The following is a 20,688-nucleotide window of genomic DNA, read 5'->3' on the forward strand; positions in this document are numbered from 1 at the left end:
CCCAACGGCGCCTGAATATTTTGAAGGTGCCGTGGGCTCATCGTTCACCGAATCAGGTGCGGAAATGCGCGGTCATTCGCTGCAAGTCCTGCCCCAGCGACGCCAGCTCAATCGTCGCGGCCGCACTCTCTTCGCTGGCAACCGCCGACTGGTCGGCCACATCACGCACGCTGACGATGCTGCGATTGATCTCGTCGGCCACGGCACTTTGCTGCTCGGCCGCGGCCGAGATCTGCAGGCTCATTTCCTGGATCGTGCCGATGGACTGATTGATCTCGGTAATCGCCAACTCGGCTTTCTGCGCCAACTCCACCGTATCGAGAGTGCGCTCGCGGCTGGAAGCCATCAGCGCAGAAGCCGCTTGCGTGCCCTGTTGCAGGGTGACGATCAGTGCTTCGATTTCCTTGGTCGAGTCCTGTGTCCGCTGGGCCAACGAACGCACTTCGTCTGCCACCACGGCGAAACCACGACCCTGCTCCCCCGCTCGCGCCGCTTCGATAGCGGCGTTCAACGCAAGCAAATTGGTCTGCTGCGCAACGGCTTTGATCACATCGATCACTTTGCCGATCTGCTCACTGTCCTGAGACAGCACGTTCATCGCACCGCCCAACTCTTCAATGGCCACAGCGAGCTCACTGATCTGCGCCGTCGCCTGCTTCACCACCGTACTGCCGTGACGCGCCTGTTGATCGGCCAAGGTCGCGGCAGCGGACGCATCGGTCGTGTTACGCGCAACTTCCTGCACGGTCGAAGCCATTTCATGCATCGCCGTGGCGACTTGATCCACTTCACTTTTCTGCTGACGCACACCCGCGCTGGTCTGCTCGCTCATGGCCGAGAGTTTTTCCGCAGAAGTGGAAATATGCGTCACACCATTGCCGATACCTTGAACCAGCGTGTTCAGGTTCTGCGCCATGTCCTGCATCGCATTTTGCAGATCGCCCAACTCATCTTTACGGTTTGATTTGGCCTGTACCGTCAGATCGCCTTTGGCAATACGCCGAGCCAGATCAACCGTCAGCGCCAGCGGCGAAGTGATCTGGCGCGAGATGACTACCGAAGCAAACAGTCCGATCACCAGCGCCAACACGGTCAGTACGGCCATCTGGATAAAGGCTGAGCGCTGATCTTCACGCGCCAGGCGCTGCTGGGTGTCCATCAGGCCAGTCATGATCTTGTCCATCGCCTTGCTTTCCTGATCGACCTGCTCGCGCATGTTCTGCTTCTGCTCAAACAGCCCGGCCACTTCCACCAATACTTCGCGATAACGACGGATGCCCGCGTGCGCTTCTTCCAGTTGACTCGACAGGGTCGCCGGCAGGCTGGAACGCGCTTTGGTGATATCGCTCAGGAACGTGTCGATGGTGTCCATCAGCACTTTTTTGTTCGCGTCGTTGGGCACCGCAATGTAACGACGCAACATCAGGCGAAACGTGGTCATGCCGTAGCGCAAATCGGCCACCGTGCGCAGCTCCCGCACGCGTTCGCCATCGGCGGACGCCAAGGCACCGCTCGTAGTGCTTTCAAGCATGTCGCCGAAGGTCTGCGCGTACTTGTCCGACAGCGCACCCAACGGCTTCAGGGCATCCGTCGTCGACTTATCGGCATCGATCAGGCGCTTTACCTTCTGATCATAAGCAATGATCGTGGCTTGCAATGCCTTCAAGGCTTGCTGGTTTTCAGCGCGCGTCAACGTTTCCAGGGCCTTGCTCACAAGGCCCTGCAAGACATTCAGCTGCGCGTGATAAGAGTCGGCGAAAGCGGCGTCAGCGGCGGCTTCGTACTGTTTCTCGGACAGACGCATATCTTGCGTAGCGTCATTCAACGTGCCAATCAGACGCGTCGTACTCAAGCGATCAACCAGCACGCTGTTGCTGTTATAGCCAATGAAGGCAACCGCCAAAACAGCCAGCAACAGAATGCCAAAACCGGTTCCCAGCTTGCGGGAAACTTTGATGTCACCCAGGAAATTCGATGCTACTGCCATATTCAGCCTCAAACGCCCTGACGCGAAACGCCGGGCACAAAAAATAGATCTTTGGCAACCGCGGTCACCGTCCAGACATTCGGGGGTCGTCATCCAAGGCGTAATACGGGACGCTCCAGCTGTCCCGGAAATGCAAAATGCGATGCTGTTGATGCGTCAAAGAGAAATCCGACGCGAGCATCGGCAGACAAACCATCACGTGGCAAACAAGGCGTCTGCACGCAAGATTTATCGATTCAGCAAAGTATCTGGAAGGGATGCTATAAACTTTAGGAAAACTTGTACAACTTTTTATTTTTGTACAGGAAGTGAACTTTCAGCTCGGCATGATGACGCATTGCCATCACGAATTGTGGCACATCGCTACTGGCGCAAAAAGACGCCGAAAATGCCAATTCAGAACCCCGCCCCTCTGCAGCAACGGCGTGCCGCATGCCACAGAGGGACACGGGTTTACGGCTTGATTTCAACCTTATCCAACGCCTGATTCACCGCCAACTCGGCCAACATCACCACCTGCGCAATGCCTAGCGCAGATTTGCGGCGCGAGTTATCCAGCGTCGCGGCAAAGTTGTTGAGCATCTCGGAGGCAGACCCCAGGGTTTCGCAGGCATTGGCCAACAGGGATTCCATGTCGTACTTCGGATTGGCGAGGTACATGCGTTCGGGCTCGTCGGTGCTGGCCATGATCTGGCTGGCGGGAAGGAGATAGTGATCGAGCGCGCGCTCGGCGGCTTCGTGGAGTTTTTTGGAATTGGGGGATTCGTAGGGGGATGCGGGATCGGTATCTGGTGGGTTGGGTGTTGGTTTGAACATGGTGTAACTCCTGACGGATTAACGAAAAGGAGCCATCACTCTCGCTACCAAACGAAGGGTGGAGGCCATACGCAGGTTGGTAGACCGGTCGTCAGGAACCCCGGCGCATCCGAAGACGCCCCGCGCATGACCACCATAAAACGAAGACGAGAAACGCCCTCGAAAGACAGTAGTCTTGTGCTTCTGACGGAGACGGGCTACCAAACCCGATCACCGGTTTTCAGTGACCCAGGAACGATAGAACCCGCGAGCTAGAGGCACAAGCCGGCGGATTCTGTCTTAGGTGTAGGGTGTGGCGCAAGGTGGTGTAGGTCTTGGACTGCACCAGATCGATTCACTTAAACAAGCACAGGCATCGCTGTTTAAATTCACAAAAATTCCGCCTGCCTCGCCATCGAGCACCGACGAAAGAAAGTTTGATGCAGCCGACACCGGTTAATTCGATTCTTGTTTAGGCATTAGTGGCTGTGTGCACTTTGAGTAGAACCGGCGAAACAAATCGGGGACCGACCACGATAAGCAGCCCGCTGGTGTCGGCAAATTAGAATCGAGCAGGGCTAAATGAATCACAGCGGGTAACTGCATCATTCGGCTTGTACAGGTTGCAATTCGTTGGAGGCGTAAATTTGCGCAGCGAAAATCCCCTAGAAAAAGGGGACGGATTTATTTACTGCCAAGCCCCATCTCTCTAAAAAATCCTTCTCCTTTTTCCTTTGCCACTTTTTATCGCTTTGAAAAAACCCCGTCCTAGCGGGGCTCGATACGGACAAAGAATCGGTTCTAGAACGACTCTACTGGCTTCTGGGCTTGCTGAATAAGCTTGTTTTCGTCGAGTTTCGGGAACGAGAACTTGATCATGATGATTGACTCTTCACCTTCGCCACTGAGGATTAAATCAGCACCTCTGATGTTGGCAGGCGCGAGTTTCATCAAGCCAGGAACACTCGAAGCGCCCTTTATCGACGCCGCACCTTCAATAAAGGAGTAGGTCAACTCGTTAGCGTTTAAAGCGACACTTTCATAGTTCGTGAGTTTGGCTGTGTATTCATCCCTGTTTTTAGCTTTAGCCGCGAGATCGATGAGATCCAGCATGGATTTCCCATCAGTCAATGCGACTAGGCCAAAACTCTTGGCAAGGGCGCCGATCGCACGACCGTACAGATCACGATCATACGGAGCAAATAGCGAAACCATGATCAGCTTGTCACCGCTGAAAACCAGACCGGCAGTGAAGTTCTGATCAATAAAGTTCACGTCATCAATACACCTGGCAGTCGCGCCTACATCTGCCGAGCAGTCATAGAAACCCGCAGCCTCGGTATAGCTCGAAATAGGCGAGTCATAAGCGTAACTTTTAAAGAGATTATCGGCTGCAGCAGCACTTTGCATGCCTGCAAAAATGCTAGCCAAGGACAGGACTAACGCGTGTACTTTCTTCGACATGGATTCCGTTCCTGAATGGTATGGACATTGATAGCCACATGCTATCAACCATCAGCAGGATTTGTCTTCCTCTATCCCACAACGTGCCTTGCTCGAGAACAGGTGCCACTAGGCCAGTCGTGTCTAGGAGTCGTTGCCCACTACAGAACCTATAATCAGCCGTCCGCGCCATACTCATAAACAGGGACGCGTGAGACTCTGCCCACCCCATTCCTGATAAACTCCCTCACCTTCGCCCCTCTGATCCAGATTCCCCCAATGCCTCTAAAACCCGCCCCACTCTCCCGCCGCTTCTCCGTCGCCCCGATGATGGATTGGGTGCAGTAACCACCCTCCCCACCAGATTGATTGGTTAAGGTCTCAAAAACGCGTCACGTTGTAGCAATTTTTAAGCATGCGACAATTACCACGTACCTCGGGCTGTCGGTATTGATAATCTGCCTAGGCAATGAGGAGCGAGCGTATGCGCGCATGTCGACTTCAGGCTTCCAAGAGTTAGGAGTTCGAACCTTTCCTTCACCGCCACATTCAGTAAACGCAAGCAGCTGATTTTCATAGATAAAAGTCTGGGGTTTGTGCTTTTTTGCGGCTGAAAAAAGGCCATATGGGATTGAAATGGGACTGGGATCGCTATTCGTTGCGAAAGTAGACCGCCATCGAGTGTGGGATTGGGTCGAAGCTACGAATAATAAATTGGAGGCACGCTTTGGCGGATTGCTAGGGATTGCCTCCGCGTTGCAGATCACCGGTGATGCCAGGCGTCCGCGTTCCGCAATCGCGAAGACTTGTGCATGAATGGCGTACTAGATAGACGTAATCATTTAAGTCCACTTTCAGCGATATCTCTGCACTTCTTAATGGCCAAGCCTAAGGCCTGAAGGTGGATCTTATAGCCTGACTCATAGGCAGTATTGTCGAATTTTTTCAGCCACAGATCGAAATTTTCTTTCCTTGCTACCGATTGTTTTCCAATGAGTTCTAACAAGGGGATGGAAGCTTGCATAAGCGCTAAGATCTCTCCATGGAGTTCTGGGAAATATAATCGCTGGAGCAGGACAGCTTCATCTAGAGGCGAGGGGGATTCGTGTGTTTCGTCCTTGAAGAGCAGTGTATTTTGCTTTTCTGATATCCACGCGGAGTAGGCGGAAACGGCCCTAGCAATATCTTCTAATTTTCCAGCCAAGAATTTCTTTCGTTCACGACGTGCCGATATAAATTGGGTAACGAGCTGGCCGGAAATTCCGCCAAGCAGCGTTAATGTTCCTCCCACTATAATCGGTAAAAGCTTAATCCATTCCGCATGTAGCGTTGGTTCGATATCCATACAGGCGCTGATCCTAGTCGTCTTGGTTTGTCAATTAATGATATTGAGACGATTTGATTTTGCATAGATCCACGTCTCGCAGACATCGAGGCATTTCGGGATGGGATAATCAGCTGTAGCCGGTAGCGAGATGAACTAGTCTTCAGGATCACCCATCAAGGACGACCGCTATGCCAGATAACTCAGACTTCAGAATCGCCACTGCGGACGCTTTGACATTACTTTTGCACAACCAGCATGCGCTGGGTGCTGCGATCGAAGAGATCGCCCATTGGATCTCGGGGTCTGGTGCAGACAAAGTCGCCGATAACGCCGTTTCAGCACTGGAAACGCTGGATAGAAATGCGCAAGCGATCACCGATGCGATCATGCGACTCAGAAATTCATAAACGGCTTACCGATTGACAGAATCCAGCCTATGTTCAATCGGCCCCCACACCTGGCCCCGGTGTGAGGGCCTTTTATTTGCTCCGTGGAAACCAGATCCCCCCGGCCTGGTCTACCATTGCCTCAATGTCTGGTCGATGTATTCGGCCCACTTCTTCGAACAGAGAACACCGTTCATGTCCTACGTCTATGAAGGGTTGGCCACCGTCGGCGGTGATCGCCCGCTACGAGGGGCGTCCACGCGCCGAGTTAACGACGCTCGAATGTCCGGTGCGCTTGAGCAAGATCGGCCCCAATCACCCGTGTCGAACTGGCGAGCTTTCTGGAAGGTTCCGACGACGCCAACATGCTGCGGGTGATTCTGCCCGATGGGCTGATGGTGCAGGGGATGATCGTTGGTGCCTGCAATCAACCGCTGGGCGGCTGGCGGCTGGCTGCTGCTCGATGTCGAATCCGGCGAGCTGGGGTTTGCGCCGCCGGTGAACGGCGCCGAATCGAACGAGGGGCAGCATGGATAAGGCACTGTCTGCATTGAACCTGCCGAACGAGGTGGAGATGCAAACCCTGAAACTGCTGCACCAAATTGAGCTGGCGCACACGGCGGATGCTCTGTTTCGCGCAAGTGATCGTGCCGAAGGTTTTGTGCTGGGCCTGGAGACGGTCAAGGTGCTGAACGGGGCCAGTATCGAAGGTTTGTATAGGATCTTCGAGGCAGCGGCCACGGCTCGGCGTCAGGAGCACGAACAGTGATCGGCGAAGGCATTCACAAGGAGTTGTTGCGCGCTGGTTGAGCAACACGCGGTGCGCGAATGCCAGTGGCCATGATCGACGGTGGCCCTCGCGGCGCGAGTCGCTGCGCACCTGGTCAAGCTTGAACGCGGTGGGGCGTTTTGCGGACAGCGCGGGGCTGCCCATTTACAAAGTCTGAATAGGGATTCGAACCCCTTCTTACGTACGTCTAGGCCGCCCCATACCAGAAAAATCGGCACTTGAGCTCTGTGTCGAAGGCGTCTAGCGGAAAACGGCGGCCTGGAATATGCCCTAATTTTGCCCTAAACGTCTCAGTGCAATTGGCAGCATTCTGCCGGTCTTCACAGGGAGAAAACTGCCAAACGCGTTCACCGAAACCGTCTACGAAACTAGGGGCAATTCACTACATTTAGCGCCAATGTTGAAATCCAGCACTCCAAGATAGTTTGGCACCAGAAATATAAGCACGTTGAGATTGCCCCGAGTTGTCTTGTTATCACTTTTCTTTTAGGTGGCCGATAGGCATCATCGTCAGCTGTCAGCTATTGGTCGAGCGGCCCCACTCTCGCCTCATACGTTTTTATTCTCGCGGGCGAGACAATTTTTGAGCATCACTCCGCAGCATCAAGCCGGGTATGCTGACACTAGATAGGGTCCGTACCCGCACCGCGAAGCCCGAAATTTGCGACATAAAAAGGACTTATTTAGTTAAGTGGCATATTGGCCACACAGCGCATACGGAGTACATCATGGAGCATGAGGCGGTAGGACGAAGATCTCAAGATATTCAAGCGGGTCTACGCGATGTAAGCGATCACCGGGTATCGGCGACTGTCCCAATCACCCGTCAGATAGGTATGGCGGCACAACTGGCGGTCCATATTCGGGGCCTGCAAACCATCACGAACATCATCGGTTTTCACGGCTTTTGTAGCAACCTCGGCATCTCGTCCGATTCACTCCCTATGGTTCTACGAACATTGGAGGAAATTCAATGGATTCGGGTTAGCCCCAATATCTACGCTCCAGTTCGTATTGAGGAGCAAATCCCCTTTTTTCAAGTGATTTATGATTCTCTTGGCGAGCAGTGGTCAGAAAGAAAACCTGGAGAGCTAGAGCAAATTACGATGTTGATATTAGAACGACTTACTGTCGCTCCAGTACCATCGGAAACACTAGCGTCAGATCTTGGAATCAGCAGAGAAAACCTACAAACAGTCGTTGATATAGGCGACTTGGGGGGATATCTAAGACAGTACGACTCCCCTCGCGATAGAGTCCCCATACTGTACGCACCAAGCTTCACCGAGGAAAATCCCGAGAACCTACTAAATTTCATGGCCAAAAATCCAGGAGCTCACAGTCAAATTGAGGCCGTTTTGAAAGCTGCCAAAAACCAACCAGGCAGTCCAATCAGTACATTGCAACAAGCTAATCCAATGGTTCTTGAATTAGTCAGCGAAAACATCCTATGCGCCCCTGCGATAATATCCTCTGGAGGAATACAATCATTCGCGTTCGCGCCATATAAGACTACGCAGCCTCGGACAATTCTAGAAAAAGCTCGAATTGTTTTAGCATGTGTAAGGTATGGGCAAGGCTATTCCTCCATCACGAAAATTTCAGACCCAAGGGCCATCCTACAAGGTCTACGGGATAACAAAATGATAGGCCGTACGCCCCATTCAAATATTAAATCACAGTATGCAGCCGCTGCGAATATGGGTGTTGGATTTATTGAGCCTGAAAACGGCAGATTCCGTTTCCGACTTTACGATACCGCAGACAACTTGGCAGCTGTAAATCTGGCAATTGCTATGTGTGCTGGACAGACAGAGGATGCTTCATCGTCATTGCTACAACCATCAGAAGTTCAAGCGCACTTTTCATCGGCCACACCAGGTGGCATCTTGCTACCCGAGGCAAATCGCTCAACTGCTGGTAAACTGATTAAGTCTCGTCAGCTAGATGCCAGTACGCAGACAGCTTCTAAACTTGGCCAAGCACTACTCGACGATTTGAGGGGCATCCATCGTGTCATCAAATGATCAAGATCATCAATATAAGCTACTTGGTAAACGACTTGCTTGGGCCCTAGGTTATATTCCACTGCTAAACGTCCCTGTCACTTTACCGGTTGACGCAAACGGGAAAGCGGGCACAGACCTCACAGATGCAGACGTGTACGGCTTTAGATTTGATTCTAGCGGCGGGGTAGCTCGGCTGCTTGTTGATTGTAAAACAACAAGCGGTAGAGCCGTCGACCGAGTCCTCTGGGTGAGAGGACTGCAGGATGTATTAAAACTAGACGAGCTATATCTGTTCAAGAAAAAAGTTCCCGACAATGCCAGATGGCTGGCACATCTTTTGAAAGTCATTTGTGTCGACGAGAAAGAGATGTATGAATTGGATGCACGTTTGGGACTAAGCCGCTTGCGTGGACCATATTTTGACGGGAGCGGATACGAAAGTATCGAAAAGATCACTAACTTTCCTAAAGGAAGCGAATACCGCTCTCTTGTTCAGTTTCTAAAGGTAGGTGTGTGGAGCCTTAGTCCTGCACATAGAGTACTTACACTATTGAACTTAGGACAACAAAACGAACTGCATAGAAAACTACGAGGCGATGATCTTTCTCATATCTGCATTGTACTTCTCGCAGCGCGCGCACTTGCCATTAGCTTAGGAATATTGATCAGCAATCTCAATGTAACAGACGTTTTAAGCGTCGAAGACAGGCTTCGACAAGAGTTACACGGCGGAGCCGAATCACTAGCGCAGAAGGTCCGTTTCGCTAAGGCTATACATCGCTTAACTGGTGAGTCAAACGCAGAGCAAGCGATTGATCACGATACTTTTCCTCATCTGTTAGAAGAGGTTAATCGTTTACTAATTAGACGCTATGCATTGAATGATGCAATCCGAATCACTGACCTTTCTTTACATTACATTGCGGCAGGCACCACTTCATTGCCGCGCCACTTGAGTGGAAGTGAGTCTATTCTGTCTGCAAAAATGGCATCAGACATACTGAATTTATTTGTTAAAAGCAACTCCCTAGACATTGAGTTCAGCAAAATAATATTAAATCTCATTACTGCGCCGGCGTCTACTGGCGGCGAGACTGAAGAAAAGATCAGCTCGTTAAAAACATATGAATCTGTCGAGCCGGGTGACTCGAGCAAGGATAGGCAATACTCTCTATTAACACCATTACCACCTCTGGATGATAAATAACAAGTCGGGTTTCAGGACAAGTAAACGAGAAGGGGATAGGGATTCAACAGCCCAGCATGTAATTCATTAGGACGGGTAATCATGAGGCAAAAAAACTCAACTTTTCGTGGCGCCCACCCGACTTGGGCAAATGCTTGTGTGGGCGATAATGGAAGCCCTAGCTACGTTGAGTACTCCAAAGGCTTTTCAAAAGCAGCTAACATGCTGATTACCGCAGTCCTGGAAGACCGCTCTTTACACTTAACAACCGACGTCTTTGTCTACCCTGTGTGCTTCAACATGCGACACTCAGTTGAATTACGCCTCAAAGGAGCCATATCCGCTCTTCAGGTTCTAGCGAGGCTCAGAAACAGGGAAATCAAGTTCGATTTTTCTGGGTCACATGACATTTACAAGATTTGGCAATTTTTTTTAACAGAATCCGAAAATCTCGACAACCGCTTCAAAACAATAAATACCCATATAGAGCCAACGATACTCGATATAGCCGAAGTAGATCCTTCAGGGCAAACATTCCGATACCCAATTAGCACACAGTCAACAAAACATCTAACTGAAGTATCGTTGATTAATTTTGTGGTGCTTTATAAAAAATTTCGCGACCTTGAAACAAATTTAGACGAATTATTAAGACTCTATGAATGGCTGCACACCGAATACAGCCAAGGACTATTCAATATACTTCAACGAAATGAGATTTTTCAGCTAGCGATGGAACTCCCTCACAAAAAGACTTGGAACAATGAAGAATTTATCAAAACGAAAAACCATTTAAAAATAAAATATCACATCTCAAATACTGCTCTTTCAAAAATCCTTAACCTAATTCAAAATCATTATACTCTTGCCCCGCACATCGGCATTTGCATACCTCTTACCGGAATCACGCCCCCCCAGCTACTGCACATCATCGATATCTGGATTGAGTCCAACCAGGAGATAAAAACAACACAAACCAAGCATGACGAAGGCACTATTATTACCTATGCTGATTTGCTAAGTGAAATGATTAGCGATAATTCATCATGGGATGATTTAGAAAGCATTGTCACACCCAAACTTACCGCCGGCCTGCATGCATTATTTTACTTTGCTTATGACTACACTTTTACAGAATACTATGAATCACTGTACTCCCGCTACGCATCCGAAATTAGCAACCAAGCAAACATTGATCAAGATTCGATCCAGCATGAATTCATGCACGTATTTGAAAAGTCAAACTTTCTCCACCATGTAATTCAGTCGCTATATGCTTTAGGCCACCACATCCTAGCCGAGCAAATTATTGCCAACCATAACATAGAACATGTTTTTCAATGGCTCAATGAAGCTCGGAGCGGCGCTTTATTCGAACTACCTGTATTTGCTCAATACCCAAAAAAACCTACGAAGCGAGAGGAATACATTCAGTAAATTTTTTAGCCATTACGTTGACAACTTAGAGCATTTAGTTCCCGCTACAAAATAGTTCCCGGGGCATGGGATCTCTATGGTAGACGCCCGGTTGCACTTTCACTCGATCTAGCTCGGGTGAGGCTGGAAGCAGTGTTCCCTACAGAATGATCTGAGCATATAGCTTTGCTTCAAGGCGAGTTGACCGAGAATTTTGAAGGGCTCAATGAAGGTCACGGCATGGGCAATGATCGCAACCAATGCAAAATTTTACCATTCTTGTAGAAAAATGGATCAAAATGATATGATCGGTTCTTTGCAAAAGGAATGAATACCGGTGGAACCATCAGATTCGTTGCCAAAAATCCAAGCTTATACTTCTATCTTTTCCTCTATAGCTGTTCCCGTTCTGATAGCAACGTTCGGATGGCTAATACAAACACAAACCTCTGAAGAAGGCGTGAAGAAAGATTATGTCCAAATGGCCTTAACTATTCTGAACGCAGAAAAAGGCAAAGCGGATGACGACATGCGAAGCTGGGCTATTGCAGTTCTAGATAAAAATTCCCCAGTTCCGTTTTCTAAAGGACTCAAAGAAAACTTGAGCAAAGGAAACACCACATTTGTTAACGTAGGCTATAAACTCCCTCCAGCAGTATTCATGGAACCCCCCAAAGAATTAATACCGCTGGACAGCAGCAAGCATCAGATCACAAACGGAGATCTTTTACTAAACACAGTTCAGAATTACGGCATATGCAATGAGAATTCGTTGAGACTTAGCAGCCTTCAAAAGCTACTAAAGGAATACGATAAAATCTATAACAAAAATATCGGAGAGGTGAACGTCAGCAAAGATAATTGATCCGCCTCTCCGACGCGATATGTCTTTATAAATTAAGAATAAGAAATCGCCATCTCGTTAGCGACTATTTTATCCCTGTCTATTTTCTGGATGATCAGAATAGTCCTCCTAGCTCAGTGGGCGTCCAGTTCATAATCACTAGTTCACTGCTTACATCTGCCTTCCCCTGTCGCTGATTGATATTGCTGTAACGGATGTCCAACGTTTCGAAGTGAAACCCCTCAAATACCCGCCGAATGTCCGGGTGGTCATTGATACTGACCATCACTTTGCCCTTACAACTGCGCATGAAGTCGGCCATCCGTTCGTAGTTCTCGAACGGAAAATCCACCCCATAACCTGCGGTCTGCCAGTAAGGCGGATCCATGTAATGGAAGGTGTGGGCACGGTCGTAGCGTTCAGCGCATTCAAGCCAAGGGAGATTTTCGACGTAGGTGCCGGACAAGCGCTGCCACGCGGCCGAGAGGTTTTCCTCGATTCGCAGCAGGTTGATGGCCGGTGCAGTAGTCGCCGTGCCGAACGTCTGACCCGAAACCTTGCCTGCAAAGGCGTGATGCTGCAGGTAAAAGAATCGGGCGGCGCGCTGGATGTCGGTGAGGGTTTCGGGGCGGGTCATTTTCTGCCATTCGAACACCTGTCGCGAACTGAGCGCCCATTTGAACTGGCGCACGAATTCTTCCAGGTGGTTCTGCACGACGCGGTAAAGCGTGACCAAGTCGCCGTTGATGTCGTTGAGGACTTCGACCGGCGATGGCTGGGGCTTCATGAAGTACAGCGCGGCACCGCCGGCAAAGACTTCGACGTAGCATTCGTGTGGCGGAAAAAGCGGAATGAGACGGTCGGCCAAGCGGCGTTTGCCGCCCATCCAAGGGATGATGGGTGTAGACATTGATAGCAAGACCTTTACTGTATGGATAAACAGGTGCTAGGCTCGCCGCGCTTTGTGCACGGAGCAAGAGCCTTGGCTGGACTTGCAGGGACCATCTGCAGGGACGGCGGTCGATCAGGATGTTGACGCATCCGGACCGGCCGCTCTTTTTTCACTTCGGTGTCGAGACTTCCTTGGCGTATGCCTGACAGGCTGCGAGGGCAATTAGCCCCCGGTCGCCGTCATCGGTGACGCCGATAATTCGTTGAGCATGCGCTGGGTCAAGTTCGGCTCTTGTGGGGCCATGAACCACGCCGCCGGTGGCGGTGGTGGCTGAAATCGATCCAATGCCGGCGCCAGTGGTGGCGCCGAGTAGGACTGACAGGCGCAGATCAGCAGTGGCAAGGCGGTCGCGCAGGCGACCTTGATCACGTTGGACATCGCTCAAGGCTCGATAATGGGTTTGTTCACTGGTTGCCAGGCGCTGCTCGAGCGCGAGGCGTTTATCCTGTTCGGCACGCTGCTGAGCGGCCGAAGCAAGGGTTATCTGATTGAGCGTTTCGGTGTGCAGGCGGCCCTGTTCGGCGAGCTGGGTGCCATAACGCCACTCCTGGACTCGCCAGGTGATGGCCGCAGAACCACCGACCACGACGACCAGCAGCGCGCCTTTTGCCAGTAGCCGATACGGCGCCGGGATCAGTTCGCCGAAACGCATAGCACCGCCCTCGCCCGCCCCCACAACTCCAGCCGATCCTGCAGACCATTGAGGCCGCCATTGATCCTGCGGGTGATCGTGTTGAATTCATTTTGATCGGCCAGCGCGTTCAGCCCATTCACCGACCAGAACCATGCGGCCGATTCGGCGGCCCACTGCGGCAGTTCCAGCAGTTCAGGCGTGCGCAGCAATCGCTCGTCGCCAAACAGCGCCAAGCTGCAGCGCAGGTAATTGTCGTGGCCTGTGACCTGGATCAGGCCGCGACCGCGATAGCGCTGGCCATCACCATCTGCTGCCGGCGTGTTGCCCAGTTTTGCAGCAAGGTTGCCGGTGTCGTATTTGCTTAGGTACTGGTCGCCGCCCAGCTCCCGGACGTACTGCAGCTGACCCGACTCGTGACCGACTTGCGCCAGGAACGCGGCCTGGCGTTTCGGCGTGTTGATCTGTCGATGGGTCATGGCTGCGTTGAGAGCGGATACAAAAACGCCCGCTTGGCGGCGGGCGTTGGGCATGATGCTTTGCAGCTGTTGTTCAGTGATGGACATACAAACTCCAGACGTAAAAAACCGCACTCAGGCGGCGATGGAATGCGGCTATTGCTTCTCGATGTTCACCACCTTGAGTGGTGGTTTTGCACCCTTCTTTTTCTTGCCCTTGGATTTACCTGCTTTGCCGGCGTTGCATTCGACGGTCGTCGACCAGCCGGATTGGGTGAACACCTGCTCCACCGAGTCCGCCAGATACTCGCCATCAAGCCCGACCTTGAAGCCCTGGGCGAGAATCGGCCGCTCGGCAAAGATGTCGGTGCGACCGGGCATCTCAAGCCGAACGTCGGCCGTCGAACGATTGAATGCAGAAAGACGCGCTTTGGCGGCTGCTTCGGCGGCGGTCTTGTTCGGGTAGATATGGCGGTCGGTATGCACTGCTGGCAGACCGTCCGGCGCATCATCATTGTCGATGGTGACCACCGCGAGCTTGCCGTTCTTTTTGTCCTGATGTTTGGTGGCCACCGCCTTGTGCGAATTGCGATCACCGAGACTGAATTGCCAGCGGCTGAGGTCGCTGCGCGTCAGGGTGACGGCACCGAACGCCTTGCCGCTGGCGGTCTGACCACCTTGGCGCGGCATCACCAACAGCTTGCCGTCGGCGACCTTGGCCGTGCAGTCGTACTGCTTGGCCAGCCGGGTGATGAAGTTAAAATCGGACTCGTTGAGCTGGTCGACGCGGGCGACCTTGGTCGACACCGGACACACCGGCGTCCAGCCATTGCGCGCGGCAACGTCAGCCACGATCTTCGACAGCGGCACGTTTTCCCAGCTTCCGCTACGGATGGTTTTGCCACTGCCACGCATGTCGCTGGCCTTGCCCTTGATCACGATGGTGTCCGGCGGGCCTGATACCTCGACGGTGTCCACCGTGTAGCTGCCCATGCGCGCCAAGGTCGTTTCGGCATAGCCCAGGTAAATCTCGATAGCGCTGCCACGCCGTGGCAATTTCACCTGACCATCACGGTCGTCGATACGCAACTCAAACTCGTCGGACTCCATGCCCGGCTTGTCAGAGGTACGCAGTAACGACAGCCGATCATTGATCTTGGCCGTGACATCGGCCCCATCGGCGACGATTCGAAACATCGGTGTCATAGTCTTTTTCCAATAAAAAACCCGCACAAGGCGGGCCAGAAAAACAAGGTGCCGTTACGCGTAGCGCGACGCGGCGCCGGCGAAGGCATCGCCCAGGGTCAATCCCACAAGCTGACGCCCTCACTGGTCGGGCTGGGCAGATCCGGCAGGACGATGATCACGCCAGACCGGAACGGCTGAGGCTCATCAGCCAGCCCCTGATTGGCATCGAGCACAGCCTCGACGCTGCCATTCAGATGGCCGTAAACGTTATTGCAAATGACGTCGAGCATGTCGCCATCAGACGTCCTGCATGTCGTCGCCATAGCGCTCAAACTCCAAAGTGAAACCCTGTTTTCGAGCAATCCCGCCGTGGAGCAGCGCGGACTGTTCCTCGTTGATGTTTTTCAGGCACCACGTACCGATCACCTCGCCATAGCCAGTGGTCAATGTCAGCGGCTGCAGCCTGGCACCGATGGAACGCAGCGTGTCGAGCTGCTTCAATCCGCCTTTGAAGCCCGGGTAGATCGTGCCCTTGAGCGTCAACTTTTCATCACCCATACCGATGGCTTGCTTCGCCGGCCGGCGCGTCAAGCGCTCCTGCGAAGCCCAGCGGAATTCGGTCGAACGGCTCAGCTCGTCGAAAGCTGCCGTGTCCAGGTTGAAGTAATACGGCTCAATCTTCGGATCGCGCGGCTGAATGATCATCAGGTGCGGGAACGGCTTCACCGCCTCCGGCGCCGGCGTGGCATCCACGGCAAAGGAACTGGTGGGCACGATGTTGGCCAGCGCCGGGCTGACTTTGCCGGCGACGTTGTTGATCGCCGTGGCCGCCTTGCCCGCCTGTTCCTTCAACGTCCCTAGCCGCTCCTGCACCTCGGCGGCCGCCCGAGTGGCGCGCCCGTACACCGCCACCACCTGACCGACCTTGGCTTGAGCCGCATCGACGCCGCGCATTACCCGCTGAAGTTTGGCGCCGATGGCCGGCCCGACAAACGGGATGTTCTCCAGCTCGGACGCGGCACCGGTCAGTTCGCGGATAGCACCGTTGACCGGGCTCAGCATGCCATCCGCACTACGCCGCCCGGTTTCCGCCGCCTCCACCAGATATTTCAGAGTTGATTGCATCTGTTCCATGTAAGCCATGAAACCTCCTTACACATGGGGTTCGTCGTACAGCTTGGCAGCGTTACTCTTCGCCGCGTCCGCCATCATTCGCTGCATGTGCGGCATCAGATCCTGCGCCAAGGCTTGCGGATCTTTGACATCACCCTGCACCGTGACCGGCATGCTCAGCGAATATTGAAATTGCTGATCCACCTTGGCAGGCACCGGCTTCTCCGGCTCTTTGGGCTGAATCGCCAGCGCCGCCGACTTGAGCGGCGCCGTCACCGCCATCGAGCGCGCGACATCACCCAACACAGGGCCTTGTTGCGCCGCTGACGCCATCATGAGCGGCGTGGTCGGCACGGGCGCCTTTGGCTTTTCCTCGGGCTTTTCATCCTCGCCACCGAACAGCGATTTACCCAAAGATCCGCCCAACGCCGCACCGCCCTGACTGCCCAGATAGGCGCCGATCAAGCCGCCGATGGCCGTGCCGATAATCGGCACCACCGAACCAATGGCCGCGCCTGCTGCTGCACCGGCCATGGTGCCGGCCAGATTGCCAGCGGCCGCGCCGTAGCCCTCGGCTTTTTCGTCCTTGGTCTTGGCGTTTTCAAATGTCTCGTAGGCCATCGCTCCAGACTCCAGCAGCGTACCGCCCGGAATCATCTTGGCGACTTTGCCGACCTTGCCAACGGCCTGCACAACCCCGCCCAGCTTGGCCATCGTCCCGGCCGGGACAGGTGGCACCGGTGGAATCGGCGGCCGTGGCACCGGAACGGGCGGACGCGGTACGGGAACCGGTGGCCGTGGTACAGGTGGCCGCGGCCCGGGTGGTCGTGGCGGCCCAGGGCGAGGCAACGGCCGGCGCCGCGAAGCACCGCGCCGCGAGCCGCGCCCACGCCGGCGAGTTTCGCCTTGAACATCTGCGCCACCGGCGCCGCCCAAGGCGCTGGCATTGACGACGAAAACCTTCTTGACCGCGTCGTCACCGCCGCCCGCCTCGCCCTCACCATCGCCGCCCGAAACGGCTTCCTGGGCCAGCGACACGACCTTGAGGCCAGTGGAAACCAGATCGAATTTCCCGGGCTTCTTGTCGTCGCCTTCACCGGCGCCATCATCGCCATCCGCTGGCTCGCCTTTGAACGCGGCGACGGCCTTGAGCCCGGTTTCGACCAGCGACAGCGCTTTGCCGGCTTTGCCTTTGGGTTCTGCATCCTTGCCGTCGCCATCACCGTCGCCGTCTTTGGCGTTGGTCACAAAGACCTTTTGCACTTCGCCGGCCTTGCCCTTGCCCAAGGATCCGCGCGCCAGGTTGAACAACCCTTTGCCGATCTTGAACGAACTGAAAATCCCTTTGAGGGCAATCAATCCACCACCGACAGCCACGACACCCGTCACCACCCCGGGCGCGCTGTCAGACAGCGACGTGATGCCCTTGGTGACTTTGGTCAGCGACTCTGCAACGACGTCCGTTACCGGCCGCAGGGCATCGCCGATGCTGCGCATAGCATCATCCATCGACTGGGCCATTTCGGCCCACTTCTGCGACGACGACTCTCGCCGCTCGGCGAGGTTCTTGTCGAGGATCCCGGTCGCCTCGCGAGAATCGTTTTTAAGCTGGCTGTACAGCGCCTTGTTCTGCATGTAGGCCGACAGCGCCGCCTTAACCTGCATGTCAGCGAACAGGTCGCCGGTGCGCAGGGATTCTTCCAGCGAGGCCATCATGGCCTTGGCCTTGTCTGGATCGGCTTCCTTGCTGATTTTTGACGTGGCTTCGGCCATGGCCGCCGCACGCTTCGGATCGGTGGCCTGAATGTATTTCTGAGCCAGCGCCATACTGGTTTCTAGCGTCGACATGCCGTTTTGCAAACCGGTCTGCATCGAACCCTTGTAATCAATACCGGCTTTTTCGTAGGCCTTGACCGTGTCGGTCGAGCCGATTTTTCCCATCCAGTTTTTCAGGTTGTTGGCCGCTTCGTCCGAACTGCCGGCCTGTTTCATCTGCACCTGCAGCATGGCGCCCAATTGGGTCACCGCGTCCATGCCGGTGATGCCGTTGCTGGCCATGTTAGCCAGCAACTCAGGGAACCACTTGGCCATATCAGCCGCTTCAAAGCTGCCCGCCTGACCTTGGTAGGCGATCGCCTCCAGCGCCTGCTGCATCTGCTTGGGGTCGGTGATCTTGGCGTTCTGTCCCAGGGCGTTGATCATCTTCGCCGTGTCGACACCGCTGGATCCCTGCCCCACGACAAACTTGGCCGCGACAGGCGCGTACTCCAGCGCCTTGCTCAGGTCCATACCGGCGCCGACCAACTGATTGACCACGTCGGCCACGTCGTTACGCGCCATGCCGGTATCGCGTGTGGTGTCGATGATCTTGCGCGACATCTCCTGTTCTTGCGGCTTGTTGGCAATGCCGGCTTTGATCGCGATGTCCCGCACAATCGCGCCAAAATCAGCGCTGACCTTGGTCGGCACCGCCATGGCACCGACACCGACGACCGCTGCACCGACGGCGCCCTTCATGCCCTTTACACCCGAATCAATCTGCTGGTGCCCCTTGGCTTTCAGCTCGGCTTTGTTGGCCGTCTGCCCCATCGAGCGATAGGCTTTTTCCAGCCGGCCGACCTCGATCCCCTGCTTTTTCAGGCTGTCGAGGTTTGAGTTCAAACGGTTGAGTAATTTGGACGCACCGGCCGCGCCGGTGTCGTGAGCCTTCTTCCATTCTTCGCGCAGGCGGATGGTGTCGCCAATCGTGCGCTGCAGCACACGCGCTTTGTTGCCTTCTGCCTCGAGGCGCTTGATACGCCCGGTCACATCCTTGAACGCGGCGCCGACCGTGGAACTGACGGCGCCGCCGATCACCAGCCCGAGGGCGATTTTGTTTGCCATGTGATGGCCCCCATGTGCCCAGCACTACCCAAAGCGGCTCAATCCGTGAGCCACCACACCATTTCCGCAAACGGCATCGACTGGATCTCAGCGGCGGAAAAACCGGTTTCCGCCGCCAGACGTTTTGCTGCCGACTTGATAACGCTGGGGTTAAAGCCCGTCGTCGTTGTCCATGCGAAAATAGCCGGCCTGCAAGCGGTTAAAATCCAACAGCTTCAGCCCTTCCAGATCCGCCACCGACGCCCCGGACAGCGCCGCAAACAACACCAGCTCGCGCTGTTCATCGTCGCCACTGACCTCACGGTTGGCCGCACGCACGTCGCCCACAGTAGGGGAGCGCAAGGCCAGCTTGTCGACCGTCACGCCGTTGATTTCGCTCGGACACGAGAACGTCACCACCACCTGATCGGTCGTCAGCGACAACCATGCCGGCATCGAGTCCGAATAATCGGTTTTCGGCACCAGGTGCGTATACGCCGCCTGCACGCGGCGATAGTCGGCCAGCTTGAGGCCTTCCAGATCCTTCAGTCCGACTTCCGCCAGACCGGCGAACAGCATCAATTCGCGTTGTTCGTCGTCACCGTTTGCGGCACGGTCAGCCGCGCGCACTTCACGCACGGTCGGGTTGCGCAGGTTCAACGTCTCGACGTCGATGCTATTGGCTTGGCTTGGGCGGGTCAGCGTTACGACGGCACCGACTGCACTGAGCGACAGCCAGGCCGGCAGGTTTTTAGCGATTGCTTGAGTCATCTGGATCTATTCCTTACAGGCCGAGCGCGTTGCGCACTTCGAGCAGTTGGTCTTTGCCGTCGATCACCTGAATGCCGGCGACCATGTCGATTTCGTACATCAGGCGCCCGTCGATTTCGAGCTTGTAGTAGGTGACCGCAACAGCGTGTTTGATCTCGGCGGCGTCGCCCGCTTTCCAGTCGCCCATGTCGACCTCTTTGAGCCGACCGCGCAGGGTTGCAACGACCGCTGTCACCGCGCCCTTTTGGCCCCTGAAGGCTCCACGAAACGTGGCGTTGAATGCCGTGCCATCGGCCAAACCGAAGTTTTTCAGCGACTCACGGCGCACGCCTTTGGTGACAAAGGACGCCTCCATTTTTTCGAGCCCCTGATCCATCTCGACAGGGCCGGCCATGCCGCCCCCGCGATACTCGTCAGTCTTGGTGGTCAGCTTGGGCAGCGTCATGCTCGGCACTTCGCCGGCGAAATTAACGCCGTCGACAAACATGTTCGTGTTGTACAAAGTCTGAGGAATCATTTGCTACGCCCCC

The 20,688-nt window shown here is 54.4% G+C and carries 19 protein-coding genes and 1 pseudogene; 6 read left to right on the top strand and 14 right to left on the bottom strand.

Annotated features, from left to right (window positions below):
* Positions 1 to 52: 52 nt before the first annotated feature.
* The 5 genes and pseudogenes from H8B20_RS28325 to H8B20_RS16185 form a co-directional block, all read right to left on the bottom strand.
* Complete coding sequence (locus tag H8B20_RS28325) at positions 53 to 925, bottom strand: methyl-accepting chemotaxis protein (protein ID WP_414704603.1); 873 nt, start codon at positions 923 to 925, stop codon at positions 53 to 55.
* Positions 911 to 2,080 (bottom strand): annotated as a pseudogene (locus H8B20_RS28330) (methyl-accepting chemotaxis protein); the annotation flags it as partial. The pseudogene H8B20_RS28330 and the gene H8B20_RS28325, both read right to left, overlap by 15 nt.
* Positions 2,081 to 2,440: 360 nt before the next feature.
* Entirely contained in the window at positions 2,441 to 2,803 is a 363-nt protein-coding gene (locus H8B20_RS16175) for a DUF6124 family protein (RefSeq protein WP_210623843.1), read from the bottom strand.
* Positions 2,804 to 3,583: 780 nt separating this feature from the next.
* Complete coding sequence (locus H8B20_RS16180; RefSeq protein WP_150592445.1) at positions 3,584 to 4,246, bottom strand: hypothetical protein; 663 nt, start codon at positions 4,244 to 4,246, stop codon at positions 3,584 to 3,586.
* A gap of 817 nt (positions 4,247 to 5,063) precedes the next feature.
* Positions 5,064 to 5,570 carry a hypothetical protein gene (locus tag H8B20_RS16185; protein WP_210623844.1) on the bottom strand — a complete coding sequence of 169 codons (507 nt, stop codon included), beginning with the start codon at positions 5,568 to 5,570 and terminating at the stop codon, positions 5,064 to 5,066.
* Positions 5,571 to 5,740: 170 nt separating this feature from the next.
* On the opposite strand from H8B20_RS16185, the gene H8B20_RS16190 reads away from it, so the two are divergent.
* The 6 genes from H8B20_RS16190 to H8B20_RS16220 all read left to right on the top strand — a co-directional run bounded on the left by H8B20_RS16190 (position 5,741) and on the right by H8B20_RS16220 (position 12,204).
* On the top strand, positions 5,741 to 5,959 hold the full coding sequence (locus H8B20_RS16190; RefSeq protein ID WP_210623845.1) for a hypothetical protein: 219 nt from the start codon (positions 5,741 to 5,743) through the stop codon (positions 5,957 to 5,959).
* A 508-nt stretch (positions 5,960 to 6,467) separates the two neighbouring features.
* A complete protein-coding gene (locus tag H8B20_RS16200; RefSeq protein ID WP_210623846.1) occupies positions 6,468 to 6,707 on the top strand; it encodes a hypothetical protein in 240 nt (79 codons plus the stop codon).
* Between the two features lie 749 nt (positions 6,708 to 7,456).
* Positions 7,457 to 8,755 carry a hypothetical protein gene (locus tag H8B20_RS16205; RefSeq protein ID WP_210623847.1) on the top strand — a complete coding sequence of 433 codons (1,299 nt, stop codon included), beginning with the start codon at positions 7,457 to 7,459 and terminating at the stop codon, positions 8,753 to 8,755.
* Positions 8,742 to 9,944, top strand: coding sequence for a hypothetical protein (locus tag H8B20_RS16210; RefSeq protein WP_210623848.1), 1,203 nt, complete (start codon positions 8,742 to 8,744; stop codon positions 9,942 to 9,944). The genes H8B20_RS16205 and H8B20_RS16210 overlap by 14 nt, the downstream gene beginning before the upstream one ends.
* Before the next feature lie 81 nt (positions 9,945 to 10,025).
* Positions 10,026 to 11,360, top strand: coding sequence for a hypothetical protein (locus H8B20_RS16215; protein WP_210623849.1), 1,335 nt, complete (start codon positions 10,026 to 10,028; stop codon positions 11,358 to 11,360).
* A 316-nt stretch (positions 11,361 to 11,676) separates the two neighbouring features.
* Positions 11,677 to 12,204 carry a hypothetical protein gene (locus H8B20_RS16220; RefSeq protein WP_210623850.1) on the top strand — a complete coding sequence of 176 codons (528 nt, stop codon included), beginning with the start codon at positions 11,677 to 11,679 and terminating at the stop codon, positions 12,202 to 12,204.
* A 94-nt stretch (positions 12,205 to 12,298) separates the two neighbouring features.
* Here the strand turns inward: H8B20_RS16220 and H8B20_RS16225 are convergent, their stop codons facing one another.
* The 9 genes from H8B20_RS16225 to H8B20_RS16265 form a co-directional block, all read right to left on the bottom strand.
* The gene (locus H8B20_RS16225; protein ID WP_210623851.1) at positions 12,299 to 13,093 is read right to left on the bottom strand and encodes a DNA adenine methylase; all 795 of its coding nucleotides are present in this window, start codon (positions 13,091 to 13,093) and stop codon (positions 12,299 to 12,301) included.
* 151 nt (positions 13,094 to 13,244) lie between these two features.
* Entirely contained in the window at positions 13,245 to 13,787 is a 543-nt protein-coding gene (locus H8B20_RS16230; protein ID WP_210623852.1) for a lysis system spanin subunit, read from the bottom strand.
* Positions 13,769 to 14,332, bottom strand: coding sequence for a glycoside hydrolase family 19 protein (locus tag H8B20_RS16235; protein ID WP_206420770.1), 564 nt, complete (start codon positions 14,330 to 14,332; stop codon positions 13,769 to 13,771). The genes H8B20_RS16230 and H8B20_RS16235 overlap by 19 nt, the downstream gene beginning before the upstream one ends.
* Before the next feature lie 48 nt (positions 14,333 to 14,380).
* A complete protein-coding gene (locus H8B20_RS16240; RefSeq protein ID WP_210623853.1) occupies positions 14,381 to 15,430 on the bottom strand; it encodes a phage late control D family protein in 1,050 nt (349 codons plus the stop codon).
* A 98-nt stretch (positions 15,431 to 15,528) separates the two neighbouring features.
* Complete coding sequence (locus H8B20_RS16245) at positions 15,529 to 15,735, bottom strand: tail protein X (RefSeq protein ID WP_064596196.1); 207 nt, start codon at positions 15,733 to 15,735, stop codon at positions 15,529 to 15,531.
* On the bottom strand, positions 15,710 to 16,555 hold the full coding sequence (locus tag H8B20_RS16250) for a phage tail protein (protein WP_210623854.1): 846 nt from the start codon (positions 16,553 to 16,555) through the stop codon (positions 15,710 to 15,712). Before H8B20_RS16250 ends, H8B20_RS16245 begins: the two co-directional genes overlap by 26 nt.
* Positions 16,556 to 16,564: 9 nt before the next feature.
* The gene (locus H8B20_RS16255; protein ID WP_210623855.1) at positions 16,565 to 19,408 is read right to left on the bottom strand and encodes a phage tail tape measure protein; all 2,844 of its coding nucleotides are present in this window, start codon (positions 19,406 to 19,408) and stop codon (positions 16,565 to 16,567) included.
* Between the two features lie 150 nt (positions 19,409 to 19,558).
* Entirely contained in the window at positions 19,559 to 20,158 is a 600-nt protein-coding gene (locus H8B20_RS28335) for a phage tail assembly protein (RefSeq protein ID WP_210623856.1), read from the bottom strand.
* A gap of 13 nt (positions 20,159 to 20,171) precedes the next feature.
* On the bottom strand, positions 20,172 to 20,675 hold the full coding sequence (locus H8B20_RS16265; RefSeq protein WP_210623857.1) for a phage major tail tube protein: 504 nt from the start codon (positions 20,673 to 20,675) through the stop codon (positions 20,172 to 20,174).
* Positions 20,676 to 20,688 lie beyond the last annotated feature (13 nt).

Origin of the sequence: Pseudomonas sp. P42, from assembly GCF_017973755.1 — a bacterium.
Taxonomy (GTDB): Bacteria; Pseudomonadota; Gammaproteobacteria; order Pseudomonadales; family Pseudomonadaceae; genus Aquipseudomonas; species Aquipseudomonas iridis.